Origin of the sequence: Leisingera sp. ANG-M7 (genome assembly GCF_000813965.1) — a bacterium.
GTDB lineage: Bacteria > Pseudomonadota > Alphaproteobacteria > Rhodobacterales > Rhodobacteraceae > Leisingera.
This window is the reverse complement of the sequence record NZ_JWLI01000017.1, coordinates 31,976-50,073: the sequence shown is the minus strand read 5'-3', so window position 1 is coordinate 50,073 and position 18,098 is coordinate 31,976. Positions and strand designations below refer to the sequence as shown.

Sequence of the window (18,098 nt, the reverse complement as noted above, 5' to 3'; positions counted from 1 at the left end):
GCAGATGGACAACCCAGGCCGACTGCTCTAACCCGATGGTATGTCCACATATGATACCCGGGCCCCTGGCCAGCGGACGCCTCCGCGCATTTTCACTCTGATCCTGCTGGCAGGCCTGTCTGCGCTTGGCATGAACCTGCATTTGCCCTCATTGGCAGGGATGGCGGAGTACTATGCGGTCGACTACCGGGTGATGCAGCTGTCGGTGGCGCTGTATCTGGCGGGCAATGCGGTGGTGCAGATCTTTGTCGGGCCGATTTCCGACCAGATGGGGCGGCGGCCAGTTATTCTGATCAGCATCGTTTTGTTCCTGCTGTCCACATTGGGCTGCATATTTGCGCCGACGGCCGAGCTGTTCCTGCTGTTCCGGGTGGCCCAGACGGTGGTGGCCGCAACAATGGTGCTGAGCCGCGCCGCGGTGCGCGACATGTATGACACCAACGAAGCCGCCAGCATGATCGGCTATGTCACCATGGGCATGGCGGTGGTGCCGATGATCGGCCCCGCCATTGGCGGCTTCCTGGATCAGTGGATGGGCTGGCAAGCCAATTTCTGGCTGTTGTTCCTGGTGGGTGCTGCGACGCTGCTCATCACCTTCAGCGATTTCGGCGAAACCGCGCACAAGAGCGGCAAGACGCTGGTGGCGCAGTTCCGCGAATATCCGGAATTGCTGCGTTCGCCGCGGTTCTGGGGCTATTCGCTGTCTTCCGGTTTGGCGTCGGGTGCGTTTTTTGCCTATCTGGGCGGCGCGCCTTTTGTCGGCACCGAGGTCTATGGTCTCAGCACCGCGGAGCTGGGTGTCTGGTTCTCGGCGCCTGCAGTGGGGTATTTTGCCGGCAACTTCATTTCGGGACGGTTTTCCACCCGGGTTGGCGTCAACCGCATGGTGCTCTGGGGCTGTGTGATCAATGGCGGCGGGGTTCTGATGTCGCTGCTGATTGCAATGGCAGGCGCAGACAGCGTGTTCACCTTCTTTGGCCTCATGTGCTTTGTCGGGCTGGGCAATGGCATGGCGATCCCCAACGCAACCGCCGGCGCAATCTCTGTGCGGCCGCATCTGGCGGGCACCGCCTCCGGCCTCAGCGGTGCGATCATGATCGGCGCGGGCGCGGTGCTGAGCGCCTTTGCGGGGATGCTGCTAGTGCCAGGGTCCACCGCGGTGCCGCTCTTGGTGATCATGTTCGCCACAGCGATGATGGGGCTGGTTGCCATTCTGCTGGTGGTCTGGCGGGAGCGGCAGATCGGCGCATGATCCCGGCCACGGGCTTGCAGGGGTGAGTTTGCAATTATACCATTCGCAAGAAATGGATTTGCAAAGGCGCACCTCATGGCCACCCAGAAACTTTACGCCGGCGCCAAGCTGCGCGAGATGCGGCAGCGGCTGGAGCTGACACAGAAGGATTTCGCCGCCAAACTGGGGGTATCCCTGCCCTATCTGAACCAGATGGAGAACAACAACCGCCCGGTGTCGACAACGGTGGTGCTGGCGCTGGCGCAGGAATTCGGCATGGATGTGACCGAATTGTCAGCTGGGGACAGCGAACGGCTGGTCAGCGACATGCGCGAGGCGATGGCGGATCCGGTGTTTGCCGATGATGCGCCGCCGCTGGCGGATCTGCGGCTGACCGCCTCAAACGCACCGGCGCTGGCGCGGGCCTTTCTGGCGCTGCACCGGGCCTACCGGCAGACGCACGAACGCCTCGCCTCATTGGATGAGGCGCTGGGGCGGGAGGACGCGCGCATTCAGGCCAGCCCATGGGAAGAGGTGCGCGATTTCTTCCACTACTGCGACAACTACATCGATGCGGTGGACCACGCGGCAGAGCGGTTTGCGGCCACCAGCGACATCCGCGCGGCAGCGATTGCAGAGCTGGAGCGCGGCGGCATCAAGGTGCGCCAGACCGAAATGGAGGGTCTGCGCCATTACGACGCCGAGGCGCAGGTGCTGCATCTGTCGAACCGCTCAGCCCCGCAGACGCAGCTGTTCCAGATGCTGCTGCAGGTGGCGCTCCTGCGGCAGAACACCTTGCTGGAAGCCACACTCGATTTTGCAAAGTTTCAAAGCGAGGAGGCCCGCGCCATCGCCAAGATCGGCCTGGCCAATTATTTCGCGGGCGCGGCGCTGATGCCTTATGGGCGGTTCCTGGAGGCCGCTCAGGCCTGCCGCCATGACCTGGAGCTGCTGGCGATCCGCTTTGGCGCCTCGATTGAACAGATTGCGCACCGGCTTTCGACCATGCAGCGGCCCGGCGCCAAGGGGGTGCCGTTCTTTTTTGTGCGGGTGGATCAGGCGGGAACGATCACCAAGCGGCACTCAGCCACGCGGCTGCAATTTGCCCGCTTTGGCGGCGCCTGCCCCCTGTGGAATGTGCACCGGGCGTTTGAGACCCCGGGCCGGTTCCTGCGCCAGCTGGCGGAAACGCCGGACGGGGTGCGCTATATCTCGCTGGCGCGGGATGTGTCTAAGCCGGGCGGCTCGTTCGGCGCGCCAGTGCGGCGCTATGCGATTGCGCTGGGGTGCGAGGTGCGCCACGCGGACGCGCTGGTCTATGCGGACGGGATGGACGTGAGCCAGGACAGCGCCTATGAGCCGATCGGCATCTCCTGCCGCATCTGCGAGCGCAAAGATTGCCATCAGCGCTCTGTGCCGCCGCTGGAACGGCGGCTGACGATCAACACCGATCAGCGCGGTGTTCTGCCCTACGAGGTAAGCTGAGGGCGCCGCTGGCGGTGGCAAATTTCTTGCAGGAAAATTGCCAAGGACATTCGAAAATCCTTGACAGCGGGTGCGGGAAATTCAGGCGCGCAGACGGTCCAGCAAGCGGGACATCAGAGCACGGTCTTTTGCGGCCGCTGCCCGCGGCGGCTGATTGGGCTGGACTGCCTCTGCTGTCTGCCATTGCTGCACGCGGCCGGGTGCGGGCTTCTGCTCTTGCACCGGGTCTTCGGCTGCCGTTCTGACCACACTGCGGACCGCTGCCAGCATGTCCGCATCAGAGGTTTCGTCGGGCACGCCTTCGATCTCTTGCCAGCGCCCCGGCTGATAGACCTGTCCCATCGGTTTACTCCTTCACACAACTGCACAGCAGGCACTCTGAGACCGTTTTTCCTGCTGCAGGCAAGATATAGAGCGGCCGGTCACATTTTTGACGAATTTGCCTTAAATTAACCTGATTTGCTGGAAATTCTGGAGCCATTCGCCAACATTCCCGGATCAGTTTGAACATTGTCTCCACATTTAGATCAATCCGGCAATTGCGATTCGCACTTGGGTTGAAACCAGGGCGCCATTCCCGCGCGCGATGGTGAAGAGGCGCTCAGGTGTGCTGCGGATATGAGGGCAGAACCAGCGAAACGCGCAAGGAAGGCAACATCCATCAAAAAGAACGCACGCGGACTGTCCTGCGTCCAATCACTTGCTGAGCCCGAGGGTATCGTTGACTTTTTCAGCAATTGAGAACAAAACAGGAACTCAATTCACCATCAGAGGAAAGGCACCCCATGGAAGAGAAACTCAGCATATCCCGGGATTTCGATTTTGAATTCGGCCGATGGAATGTGCGTCACCGCAGGCTGAAAGAACGCCTGGCTGGCTGCGATGAATGGGAAGAGTTCCCAGGCACCTCGGAAACCCGGCCTGTGCTGGGCGGGAATGGTAATGTCGAAGACAATCTTCTCAAATTTCCCGGCGGGGCCTACCGGGCAATCGCGCTGCGGTCTTTTGATACGGCCAGCCAAACCTGGGCAATATGGTGGTTGTCAGCCAACGACCCGCATCAGCTGGACGTGCCAGTGATCGGCAAGTTCAAGGACGGTACCGGCTCTTTCTTTGCAGAAGATACCCTGCGGGGTGACCCCGTGGCGGTCAGGTTTCTTTGGCTGCACACACGAACTGAGACCCCCCGCTGGGAACAGGCCATGTCGCAGGACGGCGGCAAGACCTGGGAAACGAATTGGACTATGGATTTCACGCGCGCGTGATGCGCGCCGCGCCCTGGTAGCTGAAAAGGAGCGCCACCGGCGCTCCTTTCCCTATGCTGGACTGTGGTCCGGGCCTTATGACTTCGACAGGATCCCCCAGATCTCGTCCTTCAGCGCGGCGCGCTGTTTGCGCAGATCGGTTTCGGCCTGGGCGCTGACCGGCTCCACGTTGGTTTCGGCCCGGTGCACGGCGCGGTTCACTTCGTGGTATTCGTCCGACAGCTTGGCGAAATGCGCATCCGACTGTTTCAGCTGGCTCATCAGCGCCGCTTTTTCCGGGAATTCCTCGGCCAGTTCATGGGGAGTGTTGGACACCTGCTCGCTCCTTCTTCCTAGGGTCGTCTGCAGGGTATTGCCTTCCCCGGCCCGCAACTTTGACGCGGATCAAAAGATGCGGGAAAGGCGCTGATTTTTGAGGAAAAAGTAAGCCGCCCGCACAAAGGGGAGGTGGCGGGCGGCTTGCTGGCAGTGCAACAGGATCAGCGTTGCGCTTCACGCCAGTTCGGGTTGAACCACGGCTCTGCGTTCGACGACGGCAGGCGGCGGCCCAGGATGTGGTCGGAGGCCTTCTCACCGGTCATGATCGATGGGCCGTTGAGGTTCCCGTTGGTGATCCGCGGGAAGATCGAACTGTCGGCGACCCGCAGGCCGTCGACACCGATGACACGGCATTCCGGGTCAACGACCGACATCGAATCATCCGCCGCGCCCATCTTGCAGGTGCCGCAGGGGTGATAGGCGCTTTCCACGTGCTCGCGCAGGAAGCCGTCGATCTCGTCGTCGGTCTGCAGATCAGTGCCAGGCTGGATCTCGTGCTTGAGGAACGGCTTCATTGCGTCCTGGGCAAAGATCTCCCGCGTCAGGCGCACGCATTTGCGGAAGTCGATCCAGTCCTGCTCGGTCGACATGTAGTTGAACAGGATGTTCGGCGCGTCCTTGGGATCTTTCGACGCCAGCGTGACCTCGCCGCGCGAGGGGGAGCGCATCGGGCCGACGTGGGCCTGGAAGCCATGCCCCTCTGCCGCCGCCTGGCCGTCGTAGCGGACTGCGATCGGCAGGAAGTGGTACTGGATATCCGGGTAGTCGACGCCTTTGTCGGAGCGGATGAAGGCGGCGCTTTCGAACTGGTTCGAGGCACCCAGGCCGGTCTTGGTGAACATCCACTGGGCCCCGACAAGGCCCTTGCCCAGCAGGTTCCAGTACTTGAACAGGGTGATCGGCTGCTTGCAGGCGAACTGGAAGTAGAATTCCAGGTGGTCCTGCAGGTTCTGGCCGACGCCGGGGCGGTCGGCGACCACGTCGATGCCGTGCTCGGCCAGGTGCTTGGCCGGGCCGATGCCGGACAGCATCAGCATCTTGGGGGAGTTCAGCGAGGAGGCAGCCAGGATCACCTCGGCATTTGCGCGGATCACCTCGACCTTGCCGCCGCGTTCGATCTCGACACCCACGGCGCGGCCGTCCTCGATCACCACCTTGCGGGCGAAAGCGCGGATCAGGTCGCAGTTCTCGCGTTTCAGGGCGGGCTTCAGATAGGCGTTGGCGGCAGACCAGCGGCGGCCCTTGTAGACCGTCATCTCCATCGGGCCGAAGCCTTCCTGCTGCTCACCGTTGTAGTCGGAGGTGACCGGGTAGCCCGCTTGCTCGCCCGCCTTGACGAAGGCGTCATGCAGCGGGTTGTCGCGGGGGCCGCGGGTCACATGCAGCGGGCCGTCCTTGCCGCGCCAGTCCGGGTCGCCGCCGTGGCCGCGGTCATTCCAGGTTTCCATGCGTTTGAAGTACGGGAGCACGTCGGCATAGGACCAGCCCGCTGCGCCCGACTCGGCCCAGTGGTTGTAGTCGCCTGCATGGCCGCGCACATACACCATGCCGTTGATCGAGGAGGAGCCGCCGATCACCTTGCCGCGCGGGCAGACCAGTTCGCGGCCGCCCAAATGCGGTTCGGGCTGGGATTTGTAACCCCAATCATAAAGCGGCATGTTCATCGGGTAGCTGAGCGCGCCCGGCATCTGAATAAACGGCCCGGCATCGGTGCCGCCGTGTTCGATCACCAGAACCTTCTTGCCGGCCTCGCTGAGCCGGTAGGCCATGGCACAGCCCGCAGAGCCGGCCCCGACAATCACATAATCCGCGTTCATTTCCATTCTCCATCCGGCAGCGGGAAGTTCTGGACTGCTGCCGTTTTCGTTTGATTGGGCGGGCGCACGTGGCGCCCTGCCCGGCCGTTGTTTTCTAGATGCGCGGATCAGAACGCTGCTTCGACGTCGCCCATGCGGACGTAGACGGATTTCACCTGGCTGAAGTGCTTGATCGCCTCTTTCGAGTTCTCGCGGCCAACACCCGATGCCTTTACCCCGCCGAACGGCGCCTCGACCGGCGCGTCGTTGTAGGAGTTGATGAAGCAGCTGCCCGCTTCCAACTGGCCGATCACCCGGTGTGCGCGGGTGAAGTCGCTGGTGAAGACGCCGGCGGACAGACCGAATTCGGTGTCATTGGCGCGCGCGATCACCTCTTCCTCGGTGTCGAAGTCGAGGACGGACATGACCGGGCCGAAGATTTCCTCGCGCGCGATGGTCATGTCGTCGGTCACATCGGCAAAGACGGTCGGCTGAATGTAGTAGCCGGGCATGTCCGCACGCGCGCCGCCGCAGACAACGCGGGCGCCTTCTTCTTTGCCCTTTTCGATGTAGCCCAGCACGATGTTCATCTGGTTTTCAGTGACCATGGGGCCAAAGCTGGTGGCCTCATCCATCGGGTCGCCGAGGATGGCGTTGCCGGTGCGTTCTGCCAGACGGGCGAGGAATTTCTCCTTAATGCCTTTCTGCACGAACACACGGGTGCCGTTGGAACAAACCTGGCCGGAGGAGTAGAAGTTGCCGTTGATGGCGCCGCCGACGGCGTTGTCGATGTCTGCGTCGTCAAAGATGATAAGCGGCGACTTGCCGCCCAGCTCCATGGTAACGTGCTTCATGCCCGCGGCGGCGGCGGCATAGACCTTCTTGCCGGTCGGCACCGAGCCGGTCAGCGAGACCTTGTCAACGCGCGGGTCGGTGACCAGCGCACCGCCCACTTCGCCCATGCCCTGGATGACATTGTAGATGCCTGCCGGTGCGCCGGCCTCATGCAGAATCTCTGCCACCTTCAGGGCGCAGAGCGGCGTCGTCTCAGAGGGCTTGAACACCATCGAGTTGCCGCAGGCCAGCGCAGGCGCGCCTTTCCAGCAGGCGATCTGGGTCGGGTAGTTCCAGGCGCCGATGCCCACACACAGGCCCAGCGCCTCGCGCACGGTGTAGACCCAGTCCTCGCCCATCGGGATATGCTCACCGGTCAGGGAGCCAGCGAGGCCGCCGAAATACTCCAGCGCGTCGGCGCCGGAGGTGGCGTCAGCCACCAGGGTTTCCTGCAGCGGCTTGCCGGTGTCGTAGGTTTCCAGAACGCTGAGCTCGTGGTTGCGCTCGCGCATGATATCGGCGGCGCGGCGCAAGATGCGGCCGCGCTCGGTACCGGTCATTTTCGCCCATGCCTTTTGCGCTTCTTTGGCGGTGGATAGCGCCTGTTCGACGATTGCAGGCGTTGCGGCGTAGACAGTGGCGATCTGCTCACCCGTCGCGGCGTAGATCACCGGGATCGGGGTGCCGCTGGTATCTTCGACGTATTCGCCGTTGATGAAGTGGCTGGCCTTGGGCTGTGCGGGATGTGTCATGTTGTGTGTCTCCAGCGGGGGTCTTCAGCAGGGGAGATGCTGAGTAGTTGCTATGGTTATTCGCCGCGGGGAAAGCGTTTGCTTTCCTCGAGGTTGTCGAGGTTCATGTGGTTGCGCATGTAGCGCTCCGAGGCTTTTTGCAGCGGCTGGTAATCCCAGGGGTAGTAGCCGCCCTGGCGCAGGGCCTCGTAAACAACCCAGCGGCGGGCCTGGCTGGCGCGCACCTCTGCGTCGAAGGTCTCCAGGTTCCAGCGCGCCTCCGACTTGGCGCGCAAGGTGTTCAGTGTGCCTGCATGGGCCGGATCGTCCGCAAGGTTGTTCAGCTCGTGCGGGTCGGCCTCCAGATCGAACAGCTGGTCGGGGTCGAGGGTGCAGCGGTTGTACTTCCACTTGCCATAGCGCAGCGACACCAGCGGCGCGTAGGACGCCTCAGCCGCGTATTCCACAGCGACCGGTTCCGTGCGTTCCGTTCCTTTGGCCAGCGGCACCAAATTGTGGCCGTCGGTCCAGGGTTCGATTTCAGCCATATCGACACCGGCCAGCGCGCCCAGCGTCGGGGTCACGTCCAGCGTGGACACCGGGGTCTCGATCAGGCCCGCGGGCAGGTCCGGCGCGGAGATCATCAGCGGCACGCGGGAGGAGCCTTCGTAGAAGCTCATCTTGAACCAGAGGCCCCGCTCGCCCAGCATGTCGCCGTGGTCTGAGACAAACAGGATGATTGCCTCCTGCCTTGTGGTTTCCAGCACGTTCAGGATCTCGCCGATCTTGTCATCCAAGTACGAGATATTGGCGAAATATGCGCGGCGGGAGCGTTTGATGTTCTCTTCAGTAATGTCGAAGCTGCGCCAGTCGTTGGCGTCAAAAATCCGCTTGGCGTGAGGGTCGTGGTCCTCGTAGTCCATCGCCGGGACTTGCGGCAGCAGGTGCTCGCAGTCCTCGTAGAGATCCCAGTATTTCTTGCGCGCCACATAGGGGTCATGCGGATGTGTAAAGGAGACCGTCAGTGCCCAGGGGCGGTCATCGAGACCGCGCGAAAGTTCATAAAGCTTGGCAGTGGCGTTGTAGGCGACCTCGTCGTCGTATTCCATCTGGTTGGAGGTTTCCGCCACCCCTGCCCCGGTAACGGACCCCATGTTGTGGTACCACCAATCGATCCGCTCGCCCGGTTTGCGGTAGTCCGGGGTCCAGCCGAAGTCGGCCGGGTAGATGTCGGTGGTCAGCCGGTCCTCGAACCCGTGCAGCTGGTCGGGGCCGACAAAGTGCATCTTACCCGAGAGGCAGGTGTAGTAACCGGCGCGGCGCAGGTGGTGGGCATAAGTCGGGATGTCGCTGCGGAATTCCGCCGCGTTGTCATAGACGCCAGTACGCGAGGGCAGCTGGCCGGACATGAAGGAGGCGCGGCCCGGCGCGCAGAGCGGCGACGCGGTATAGGCGTTTTTGAAGCGGGTGGAGCGTTCCGCCAGTTTCTTCAGGTTCGGCGCATGCAGCCATTCGGCGGGGCCGTCCGGGAAAAGCGTCCCATTCAACTGGTCAACCATCAGGATCAGGATATTCGGGGCACTCATCGCGGACCTCCCAAGTATTGGCGATGCTTTGCAAAGGCGCCTGGCAGACCCGAAAGCGCTGCCAGGCAGTTAAAAGCTGGTCCCCTCATTCGGGGAAACTTGGGGGCCAGCCGGGAGACCGCCCTTAGTGGGCTGTCTTGATCTTTTCGAAGTCGAGCGTGTTTTCCTCGGGCGAGGCGTCGATGCTCATCACTTCGCTGCGCTTGAACAGAACGATGTAGCCAAGGCAGGCGACATAGATGCCGATGACCACGGTGCCGATCCACTGGATCTGAAGCCACTGGCTCTGGAAGGCCAGAGTCAGGCCGAAGAGCACAACGGCGTTGCCAACAACATAAGGGATAGTGCCGAAACGCTTGGCCGACAGGTTCAGGTTGTCGGTGTAGAGGCGGATCAGCGAGTCAAAGGAGTTGACCACGAAGATGATGCCCACCGCGACCATGGAGACGTTGATCAGCAGTGTCGTTTCGATGCTGTTCAGGTGGTAGTAGTACAGAACCGAGAACCACACCCCCAGCGGGATCGACGGGAAGATCAGCAGCGCTGCCAGAACCTGCCAGGTGCGCAGGCCGCCGACAAAGCGCGAGGTGAACTGGCCGATCATGATCGACCATGCGAACCACCAGAACAGGTAGAACTCGTGGTAGTCGGTCAGCGGCAGGATGAACTTGTGGATGTTGGCGAAGTAGCCGCCGATGTTGCCTGCGGTGTCGGCAAAGGCGCCCAGGCCCATGCCCGCATAGGCCCACATGCCCAGGATCAGCGCCAGGAACAGAACGGTGGAGCCAACCGACAGGATACGGACGTATTTGATGTCGGTGGAGGAGAAGGCGGCAAACAGGATCACCAGGAAGGTGATGACATAGAAGGCCGGGATCACCGTTTCGCCGTCACCCATGAAGGTGGCGTAATACGGCAGGTAGATCAGGAACAGCGCGCCGGTAAAGGCGCAGGTTCCGATGATCACGATGTTGTTGATCCATTTCACCAGCGGGATCTCAAAGAACTTCACCCGCGGTTCGATCACGCAGAAATAGAAGGTCGTCAGGAAGTAGAAGCCCCAGATCAGGAAGCCCCAGAAGCCGAATTCCAGCGCCAGCGGGTTGGTGAAGCCATAGGCTGGTTCCGCCGCGGTGTCCGCATAGAGCGGGAAGTCCCAGGCCAGCGGGAACATGATCAGGCCCACGTCCAGACCGGAGGTGAACAGGATTGCGATGAAGGTGAAAAGGTGAACGGGGGTTACGCCGACATTGCGGACGTTCCACCACTTGATCACGCAGAACGCCACCAGCGCAAAGGCCAGCAGAATCCCGAACGAGATGATTGAAGTCATATGTCCCTCCCATTTCCGGACGGTTTCCGCCCTAAGACATGGAAGGAGTACATATCACAGCGGGCTGAGCCGCCAAACAGTTTTTTAAACGGTCATTCAAGTTTCGGAATCGCGCGAACAACAGTTGAAACGCTGGCCCAATTGCCGCACAACTTAATCATGAGCAGGAAACGCATCCGGGACATCCGCAACGAAGAGCTGATCGAAGCCACTATCGTTGCCGTGCACAAACGCGGTTACGGTGTTGTAACCATGGCGGAAATCGCGCGGGAGGCCGGGGCTTCTGCGGCCTCGATCAACTACTATTTCGGCTCCAAGGAAGGGCTGATGGAAGCCACCATGCTGCACCTTCTGGGCAAGCTGCGCCGCGCAATGAGCGAGGGATATGCAACCGCGCGCACCCCGCGCGAGCGGCTTTATGCGGTGATGGATGCGAACTTTGCCGACGGGTTGTTCACCGTTCCCCAGTGCAGCATCTGGATGCAGTTCTGGGCAAATGCCCCCTATTCGCCACGCCTCAGCCGCCTGCACCGAATCAACCGCGCCCGTGTGCGCAGCCATTTCCTGGCTGAGCTGCGGGCGCTGCTGCCTGCGGACCGGGTGGAGACCGCCCGGCAGGCGCTGCAGTGCTATATGGACGGGGTCTGGCTGCAAGCCGCGCAGTCGGAAGATGCACTGGATCCGGACGAAGCCCGCGCCGCGGCGCACCGGGTGGTTGATCTGGTTATCCCCTGAGACTGACCAGACTATGGCACCCGCTGGTAATCCAGCCGGATGCCGCGCGGCAGGTAGACCAGCGTCATTCTCTCATCGGTCAGGGATTTGATTTGGTAACACAGGCTGGAGCCGCGCAGACTGTCCCAGGCCAGCAGGAAATCCGAACCTTCGGTGCCTTGGCAATTGTCCTGGACCGAGACAAATTCCGGTGTCATCCGGCGCCCGGCGTAACTGACCCGGCGCACAGCGCCTGAGATAGAAAACCTGTCAAGCGGACTGCGCTCTGACTGCCAAACACCTTGCATCTTCTGCAGTATCTTGTCGAACCGGTTCGGGATGCGCGGAGTGACACTGTGCAGATCCAGCTCGCCGAACGAACCGAAGCTTGACGTCATTTCACCGTCGATCTCCAGCGGGGTGCCGCGCAGCAAGCCCAGCAGGTAGGTAAAAACTGGATCGTTTATCTGCAGCCTGCCATCGGAGCCGATTTCCATGCCGTTTCCAATAAATTTGCAGGTCACAGTCTCTTCCACCGTGTTCAACCTGCAGCCCTGAAAAACCACCTGGCCCGTGTAGTGCTGCACGCCTTCTGCCGCGTGATGCAAATCATCCGGTTCAGGCGCGTGCGCCCCGCCTTGGCTGTCTACAGAACGGGTGCTCAGAAGAACCTGCTGCGCTGGCATATCCAGAGGCATCTTAGCAAACCGCCGCCACGCCTGGCCTTGTCCGGTACATTCGCCGCCATGGGGGATCCGGAAACGGTCTGGCGCGGTGCAGAACCGCACACTGTCATGCCGGAAACGGTATCCCGGGCTTTCTGCACGGAAATAGAGGAACTTCCCCTCATACTCTGGCGGGGCCGGGTCCGCACAATCCCCCGGATGCAGGTGCTGCCAGCCCTGTGCAACCCAGCTGCCGCCGTCACGCAAGACCAGCGCCAGGTGATGCAGAGCCTCCGTATCGTTACAGATCCGAGGCCCGGCCTGCGCCGCTGTCATATCAAGGAGTGCTGCCAGCAGCAGGGCCGGCAGCCAAAGGCATTTCGTCATCCGCCCCCCCGCGAGCGTCCGTGAGATCGGAACGTTACCCAATATTTGTAACATCCATAAGACGATCAAACGCCAGGAGCATTACCGGAGGATGAAAGCTGTTTTCTTTTTATCCTGGCTTCACGCCAGGAAATGAAGCTGACCGCCGCCAGGATCAGCCCGCCGCCCGAGATCACCCAAATGTCGGCAGGCTCGCCAAAGGCCAGCGCGCCCAGCAGGGTCGCCCAGACCAGTTGCAGGAAGGTGACCGGCTGGGTGACCGCCACGGGTGCGGCGGCAAAAGCCAGGGTCATGGTGTAATGGCCTGCGGTGGCAAAGCAGGCGACACCGAACAGGATCGCGACCTCTGCCAGTGTCGGCGCCACCCAGACCGCCAGCGCAAAGGGGGCGAGGCCGATGGTCACGAAGACAGACAGCATCCCCACCACAACCGCCGGGCTGTTGCTGCCGACGGTGAACTTGGCAATCAGGTAGGAGGCGCCAAAGGAAATCGCGGTGAACAGCATCGCGATATGGCCGGGCGAGACTTCGCGGAAACCCGGGCGCAGGATGATTATTGCCCCGATCAAGGCCACGGCGATTGCGGTGATGCGGCGGAAGGCCAGTTTCTCGCCCAGGAACAGCGCCGCGCCCAGGGTGACATAAACAGGAGAGAGGTAGTTCATCGCCGTGACCTCAGCCAGCGGGATCTGGGTCATGGCGTAGAACCACAGGATCACACCCGCCGTATGCACCACGCCGCGGCCTGCAAACAACGCCCAGAGCCGTGGGGTCAGATGCGCCCTGCGCAGCGCGCCGGCCATCGGGATCAGGAACACGAGCCCTAGAAGATACCTCAGAAAGGCGCTTTCGGCGGGCGGGATACGGGTGCCGAGTGACTTGACCAGCGCCGTCACCGCCACGAAGCAGAGGCCGGTCACAACCATCCAGAACACGCCCCTGAGCGGGTTCTGTGTGTGCTGAACGGGGGCGGCGGATTGGCTCATGGGCTGACAGAACACCCGTTCGGGCGGCGGCGCAAGACTTCACATGTGAATTATTTCCGGCCCTCGGGCAGCGGGATGAATTCTTCGTCATCGCCGGGCGGCAGCTGAAAGCGGCCATGCTGCCAGTCGCCTGCAGCCCAGGAAACCTTGGCCGCTTCGATCCGGTCGCGCGAGGAGGCGACGAAATTCCACCAGATGTAGCGCGGCCCGTTCGGCGTCTCGCCGCCCAGCGCCATCAGCCGGGCGCCCTCAGGCCCGGCGGTCACCGTGATCTCGTCGCCGGGGCGGAACACCATCATGCGGCCCGCCTCAAAGGTATCGCCAGCGATTTGCACCGAGCCTTGCGTGACATAGAGCCCCCGGTCCTCGTGATCGGAGGGCAGAGGCAGCTTGGCACCCGGGTGCAGCACCACATCGGCATAAAAGGTTTCCGAATAAAGGGTTGCCGGGGCTTTCTCACCCCAGGCATTACCAAGGATCAGGCGCACGGTCTTGCCTTCGCCCTCCAGCACCGGCAGCGCCTCCTTGCCGTGGTGTTCAAAGGCGGCGGGAACATCTTCGTGGCTTTCGGGCAGCGCGATCCAGGTCTGGATACCGAACAGGCTGCTTGGGTTCTGGCGGGTGGCGGCAGAGGTGCGCTCGGAATGGGTGACGCCCTGGCCTGCCACCATCCAGTTCACCTCGCCCGGGTAGATCATCTGGTGGGTGCCCAGAGAGTCCCGGTGCTCGAACTCTCCCTGATACAGGTAGGTTACGGTGCCGAGGCCGATATGGGGGTGCGGGCGCACATCGATGCCCTGCCCTGTCAGAAACTCGGCAGGCCCGGCCTGATCGAAGAAGATGAACGGCCCGACCATCTGGCGGCGCGGTGCGGGCAGCGCGCGGCGGACCTCAAATCCGCCGATATCACGGGCGCGCGGAATGATCACCGTCTCGATCGCATCAAGGCTGCCCGCATCAGGGCATTGCGGTTCCAGTGCCGGGTTCCAGCTCATCCTTTCCTCCTGTCTGCTGACCTGAAGCAAAGGTAGGGCATTTCTGCGTCGGCGTTAGGCCCGCCGGTGCACAGGTGCTGTTCGTCACATCAGGAGGAGCTTGGCGGCGATCGCCCACATGGTAAGACCGACGATGGCATCCAGCACCTGCCAGGCGCGCGGGCGGGCAAAGACCGGGGCCAGCAGGCTGGCGCCATAACCCAGCGTGAAGAAGAAGGTGAAGCTGGCAATGGCGGCTCCGGCGGCAAAGACCAGCGGGTCGGAATACTGGGCGGAGATCGAGCCAAGGAGCACCACCGTATCGAGGTAGACATGCGGATTCAGCCATGTGAGCGCCAGCACGGTGGCTAGCACCGGCAACAAGGCTGCGCCAGCACCCTCCTGCGCGGCCTCCAGCGTTTCGCCGCCCCGCCAGGCGGCGCGCAACGCGCGGGCGCCGTACCAGATCAAGAAGGCGGCACCGCCCCAGCGCATCGCCTGTTCGAACCAGGGCACGGCCACCGCTAGCGTACCGAAGCCAAGAACACCTGCGGTGATCAGCAGCGCGTCCGAACCAGCGCAGGTGAGGCAGATCCAGAACACATGCTGGCGCCGCAGCCCCTGGCGCAGGACAAAGGCGTTTTGGGCGCCGATCGCCATGATCAGGCTGAGGCCTAGGGCAAATCCGGCAATCAGGCTGGGGGGCATTGCAGTCTCCTTCGTTGTGCTGGGATTTGACTACTGCTCGCCCACCCATTAATCCAGTTAAAGGTTTTCAGGTCAGATTAGAGTTGCTAATGCAGATGGATCCCAGCCAGCTGGCAGCATTGAGCGCGGTGCTGCGTCTTGGCTCGTTTGAGGCGGCGGCGCATTCCCTGAATGTGACACCTTCAGCCATTTCACAGCGGATCAAGGCGCTGGAAGACAGGACCGGCACCGCGCTGGTCTTGCGCGGGTCGCCCTGCACTGGCACCGTCGCGGGCCTCAGGATTGCCAAACATGCCGAAGATATTGGCCTGCTGGAGGCGCAGCTGGCGCGGGAGCTGGCGCTAGAAGCAAGCCACGGCCCGGTGCGGTTGCGGATTGCGGTCAATGCCGACAGCCTGGCGAGCTGGTTCATCGATGCGATGGCGGCGGTGGAGGGCGTGCTGTTCGACCTGCTGGTCGATGATCAGGACTACAGCGCGGAATGGCTGAGACGCGGGGAGGTTTCCGCGGCGGTGACCTCCAGTTCAAAACCCGTGACCGGGTTTGACGCCTACCCGCTGGGCGCGCCTGATTACGTGGCAACCACCAGCCCGGATTTTATGGCGCGCTGGTTTCCCGACGGGGTGACGCCGGAGGCCGCCGCAAAGGCCCCCTGCCTGATCTTTAACGCCAAGGACAACCTGCAGCGGCTGTGGCTGGAGCGCAATGTGGCCCCCGGTCTGGCACCGCCCGCGCATTTTCTGCCATCGACCCAGGCGTTCATTGATGCGGCTGCTGCGGGCCTGGGCTGGGGCATGAACCCGCTGGCAATGGTTGAGCAAGACATCCGGTCCGGACGCCTGGTGCCGCTGATCCCGGACACAACGCTGCCGGTGCCGCTCACCTGGCAGGTGGCGCGCGTGATGGCCCCGGCTCTTGCCGAGGTGACCCGCGCCGTGCAGAAATCGGCAAGACAGTATTTGACGCAAAGCTAATATGGAAAGACCGCCTATGTTTGCCAAAGATGCGCTTAGCTATGATCCGATGCCACTCCCCGACAGGGCGATGTATTCTGACGCTCAGATGCAGGAAAAGGCAGGTGCCTTCCTGGCGCATATGCAGCGGCGGCACACTGTGCGGGACTTCACCGAACAGCCAGTGCCGCGGGCGGTGATCGAGACATGCATCCACGCTGCTGGAACCGCACCCTCGGGCGCCAATCACCAGCCATGGTTCTTTGCCGCGGTCTCCAACCCTGCGCTGAAGTCGCAAATCCGCGCAGAGGCCGAAGAGGAAGAACGCCGGTTTTATGCCGGCGGCGCCGGTGATGAGTGGATCAAGGCGCTGGAGCCGATCGGCACCAATGAGGATAAACCGCACCTAACCACCGCGCCTTGGCTGATCGTGGTCTTTGCCCAGCGATGGGGCGAGTTTGACGATGGCACGCGATACAAGAACTATTACGTGCCGGAAAGCGTGAACATTGCCACCGGTGTGCTGCTGACGGCGCTGCATACGGCGGGGCTGTGCACACTGACCCACACACCGAACCCGATGAAGTTCCTGAACGGCGCCCTGGGCCGCCCGGCGTCGGAAAAGCCGACGATGATCATCGCGGTTGGTCATCCGGTGGCGGATGCCATGGTGCCCGCCGTTGCCAAGATGAAGAAACCGCTGGATCAGATCTGCCAGGTGTTTGAATGAAACCGCCTGCCAGATGACGGGAAGCCCGGCCTCCCTGCCCCGCAGCCTGGCGCTGCAGGTGGTGCTGCCGCGGGCGGCTGTGCTGCTGGTGTGGCTGGCTCTCAACCATTGGATCCGCCTTCCGGTGCCGCTGGCCTTCGCGCTGATGGCAGCGGACGGGCTGTTTCTTCTGTGGCAGGCGAGGGCCTTTCTGCACAGTGCCGATGCCCATGTGCAGAGCACCGGCGCGATGGCGCCGGTCTGGGGCGGCTACCTGCTGCTGCTGTTTGCGGGCTTTGCCGCGCTGACGCAGTGGTGGGATGCGCTGTTGATTGCCCGGGCGGTGGAGGAGCCCGCCTATGCCGAACAGCGGCGGAAGGAGCGCGAGGCACTTTACAGCCTGTCGGTGTCTGCCGATGGCCGGGCGCTGATCTTTGACGGCGAAATCACCTTTGGCCTGACCAAGCGGATGCGGCAGCTGGCCGAGGAGAACCCCGGCGTGGTTCAAATTGCGCTGAAGGGCTCCGGCGGACTGATTGCAGAGGCCCGCGGCGCAGCACGGCTGATCCGGCAGAACGGCTGGGACACCCGCGCCACCGGCGTGTGCGCCTCGGCCTGCACGCTGATGTTTGCCGCCGGCACGGAACGCAGCCTGGGGCCGGACGGGCAGCTTGGTTTTCACAGCTATGCACTGCAGTTCAAGAGCGGTCTGCCGCAGATCGACCTGCAGCAGGAACAAGAGAAAGACCGCGCCTTCCTGCTGCAGCAAGGCGTCAGTGCCGAATTTACCGACCGGATATTTGCGGTGCCAAGCGCGGAACTGTGGCTGCCGGGAAGAGATGAGTTGCACCGCGGCGGACTCATCCACCCGGGCACGCGCTGATCACCGGCGCTGCGGCCCAGCAAGTCAGCCGCTGAGCGGCTTGGTCATCCGGTAGTTATGCAAGGTTACACCGCGGCGTCTGATTTCCTGCCGGGCCTCAACGGTGAAGCCCTGGCGCAGAAAGAACCGGCGGGCAGCCTCGCTGGCCTCCACATAAAGTGCGGTGAGACCGAGGCTGAGGGCTTCGGCTTCCAGCCGCTCGTACAGCATCGCTCCGGTACCGGTGCCCGCAACCTGCGGGTGGCAGTAGAAACAGTCGATGTGGCCATCCGTCTCCAGCTCGATGAAGGCTTGCGGCTGGTTTCCAGCATCCACGGCGACAAACACCCGGCGGCCATCGGCGACGCGGCTGGCCCACACTTCTGCCGGGGCAGGCTCCGGGCTCCAGGCGCTCACCTGTTCCGGACTGTAGTCACTGGCACCGATTCCGTGCACTGCAGCATGAAATATCTGCGCAAGCGCTGCGGCGTCTTCGGGACGGAACTCTCTGATCTGCATTAGGTGGCCCTTGTTCTTTTTCGTGCGCTTGAAAGCAAAAGG

At 62.5% G+C, this 18,098-nt stretch carries 18 protein-coding genes; 7 read left to right on the top strand and 11 right to left on the bottom strand.

Annotation, left to right across the window (positions count from 1 at the left end):
• The first annotated feature begins 40 nt into the window (after positions 1–40).
• Together RA26_RS18205 and RA26_RS18200 are read left to right on the top strand one after the other, a co-directional pair.
• Positions 41–1,252: a multidrug effflux MFS transporter gene (locus RA26_RS18205; RefSeq protein WP_039186159.1), complete on the top strand. Its 1,212-nt coding sequence runs from the start codon at positions 41–43 to the stop codon at positions 1,250–1,252.
• Positions 1,253–1,327: 75 nt separating this feature from the next.
• Positions 1,328–2,716 (top strand): helix-turn-helix domain-containing protein, encoded by a 1,389-nt coding sequence (locus tag RA26_RS18200; RefSeq protein WP_019295694.1) that lies wholly within the window; start codon positions 1,328–1,330, stop codon positions 2,714–2,716.
• Positions 2,717–2,797: 81 nt separating this feature from the next.
• Here the strand turns inward: RA26_RS18200 and RA26_RS18195 are convergent, their stop codons facing one another.
• A complete protein-coding gene (locus RA26_RS18195) occupies positions 2,798–3,058 on the bottom strand; it encodes a hypothetical protein (protein ID WP_039186157.1) in 261 nt (86 codons plus the stop codon).
• A 443-nt stretch (positions 3,059–3,501) separates the two neighbouring features.
• Here RA26_RS18195 and RA26_RS18190 point away from each other — a divergent pair, with 443 nt between their 5' ends.
• Positions 3,502–3,981, top strand: coding sequence for a hypothetical protein (locus RA26_RS18190; protein ID WP_039186155.1), 480 nt, complete (start codon positions 3,502–3,504; stop codon positions 3,979–3,981).
• Positions 3,982–4,056: 75 nt separating this feature from the next.
• Here RA26_RS18190 and RA26_RS18185 read toward each other — a convergent pair whose 3' ends face one another.
• The 5 genes from RA26_RS18185 to RA26_RS18165 all read right to left on the bottom strand — a co-directional run bounded on the left by RA26_RS18185 (position 4,057) and on the right by RA26_RS18165 (position 10,579).
• On the bottom strand, positions 4,057–4,296 hold the full coding sequence (locus tag RA26_RS18185; protein WP_039186153.1) for a YdcH family protein: 240 nt from the start codon (positions 4,294–4,296) through the stop codon (positions 4,057–4,059).
• A gap of 164 nt (positions 4,297–4,460) precedes the next feature.
• Positions 4,461–6,116 carry a choline dehydrogenase gene (gene betA, locus RA26_RS18180; protein WP_039186152.1) on the bottom strand — a complete coding sequence of 552 codons (1,656 nt, stop codon included), beginning with the start codon at positions 6,114–6,116 and terminating at the stop codon, positions 4,461–4,463.
• 107 nt (positions 6,117–6,223) lie between these two features.
• Positions 6,224–7,681 carry a betaine-aldehyde dehydrogenase gene (betB, locus tag RA26_RS18175; protein ID WP_039186150.1) on the bottom strand — a complete coding sequence of 486 codons (1,458 nt, stop codon included), beginning with the start codon at positions 7,679–7,681 and terminating at the stop codon, positions 6,224–6,226.
• A gap of 56 nt (positions 7,682–7,737) precedes the next feature.
• Positions 7,738–9,246: a choline-sulfatase gene (gene betC / locus RA26_RS18170; protein WP_039186148.1), complete on the bottom strand. Its 1,509-nt coding sequence runs from the start codon at positions 9,244–9,246 to the stop codon at positions 7,738–7,740.
• 124 nt (positions 9,247–9,370) lie between these two features.
• Positions 9,371–10,579 (bottom strand): choline transporter, encoded by a 1,209-nt coding sequence (locus tag RA26_RS18165; RefSeq protein WP_039186146.1) that lies wholly within the window; start codon positions 10,577–10,579, stop codon positions 9,371–9,373.
• A gap of 159 nt (positions 10,580–10,738) precedes the next feature.
• Between RA26_RS18165 and betI the strand changes: the two genes are divergently transcribed.
• Positions 10,739–11,314: a choline-binding transcriptional repressor BetI gene (gene betI, locus RA26_RS18160; RefSeq protein WP_039186145.1), complete on the top strand. Its 576-nt coding sequence runs from the start codon at positions 10,739–10,741 to the stop codon at positions 11,312–11,314.
• Positions 11,315–11,325: 11 nt separating this feature from the next.
• On the opposite strand, the gene RA26_RS18155 is transcribed toward betI, so the two are convergent.
• The 4 genes from RA26_RS18155 to RA26_RS18140 all read right to left on the bottom strand — a co-directional run bounded on the left by RA26_RS18155 (position 11,326) and on the right by RA26_RS18140 (position 15,013).
• Positions 11,326–12,345 carry a DUF1036 domain-containing protein gene (locus tag RA26_RS18155; protein ID WP_039186143.1) on the bottom strand — a complete coding sequence of 340 codons (1,020 nt, stop codon included), beginning with the start codon at positions 12,343–12,345 and terminating at the stop codon, positions 11,326–11,328.
• A 65-nt stretch (positions 12,346–12,410) separates the two neighbouring features.
• Positions 12,411–13,331: a DMT family transporter gene (locus RA26_RS18150; RefSeq protein ID WP_052272486.1), complete on the bottom strand. Its 921-nt coding sequence runs from the start codon at positions 13,329–13,331 to the stop codon at positions 12,411–12,413.
• Between the two features lie 50 nt (positions 13,332–13,381).
• Positions 13,382–14,326, bottom strand: coding sequence for a pirin family protein (locus RA26_RS18145; RefSeq protein WP_039186137.1), 945 nt, complete (start codon positions 14,324–14,326; stop codon positions 13,382–13,384).
• Between the two features lie 84 nt (positions 14,327–14,410).
• Entirely contained in the window at positions 14,411–15,013 is a 603-nt protein-coding gene (locus RA26_RS18140) for a LysE/ArgO family amino acid transporter (protein WP_039186135.1), read from the bottom strand.
• Positions 15,014–15,102: 89 nt separating this feature from the next.
• Between RA26_RS18140 and RA26_RS18135 the strand changes: the two genes are divergently transcribed.
• Genes RA26_RS18135 through RA26_RS18125 form a run of 3 tightly spaced genes read left to right on the top strand, consistent with a single transcriptional unit; the run spans position 15,103 to position 17,558 of the window.
• Positions 15,103–15,987: a LysR family transcriptional regulator ArgP gene (locus RA26_RS18135; protein WP_039186132.1), complete on the top strand. Its 885-nt coding sequence runs from the start codon at positions 15,103–15,105 to the stop codon at positions 15,985–15,987.
• Positions 15,988–16,003: 16 nt separating this feature from the next.
• A complete protein-coding gene (locus RA26_RS18130; RefSeq protein WP_039186124.1) occupies positions 16,004–16,696 on the top strand; it encodes a nitroreductase family protein in 693 nt (230 codons plus the stop codon).
• Between the two features lie 13 nt (positions 16,697–16,709).
• The gene (locus RA26_RS18125) at positions 16,710–17,558 is read left to right on the top strand and encodes a COG3904 family protein (protein WP_039186404.1); all 849 of its coding nucleotides are present in this window, start codon (positions 16,710–16,712) and stop codon (positions 17,556–17,558) included.
• A 24-nt stretch (positions 17,559–17,582) separates the two neighbouring features.
• Here RA26_RS18125 and RA26_RS18120 read toward each other — a convergent pair whose 3' ends face one another.
• Positions 17,583–18,056: a GNAT family N-acetyltransferase gene (locus RA26_RS18120; RefSeq protein ID WP_039186122.1), complete on the bottom strand. Its 474-nt coding sequence runs from the start codon at positions 18,054–18,056 to the stop codon at positions 17,583–17,585.
• Positions 18,057–18,098 lie beyond the last annotated feature (42 nt).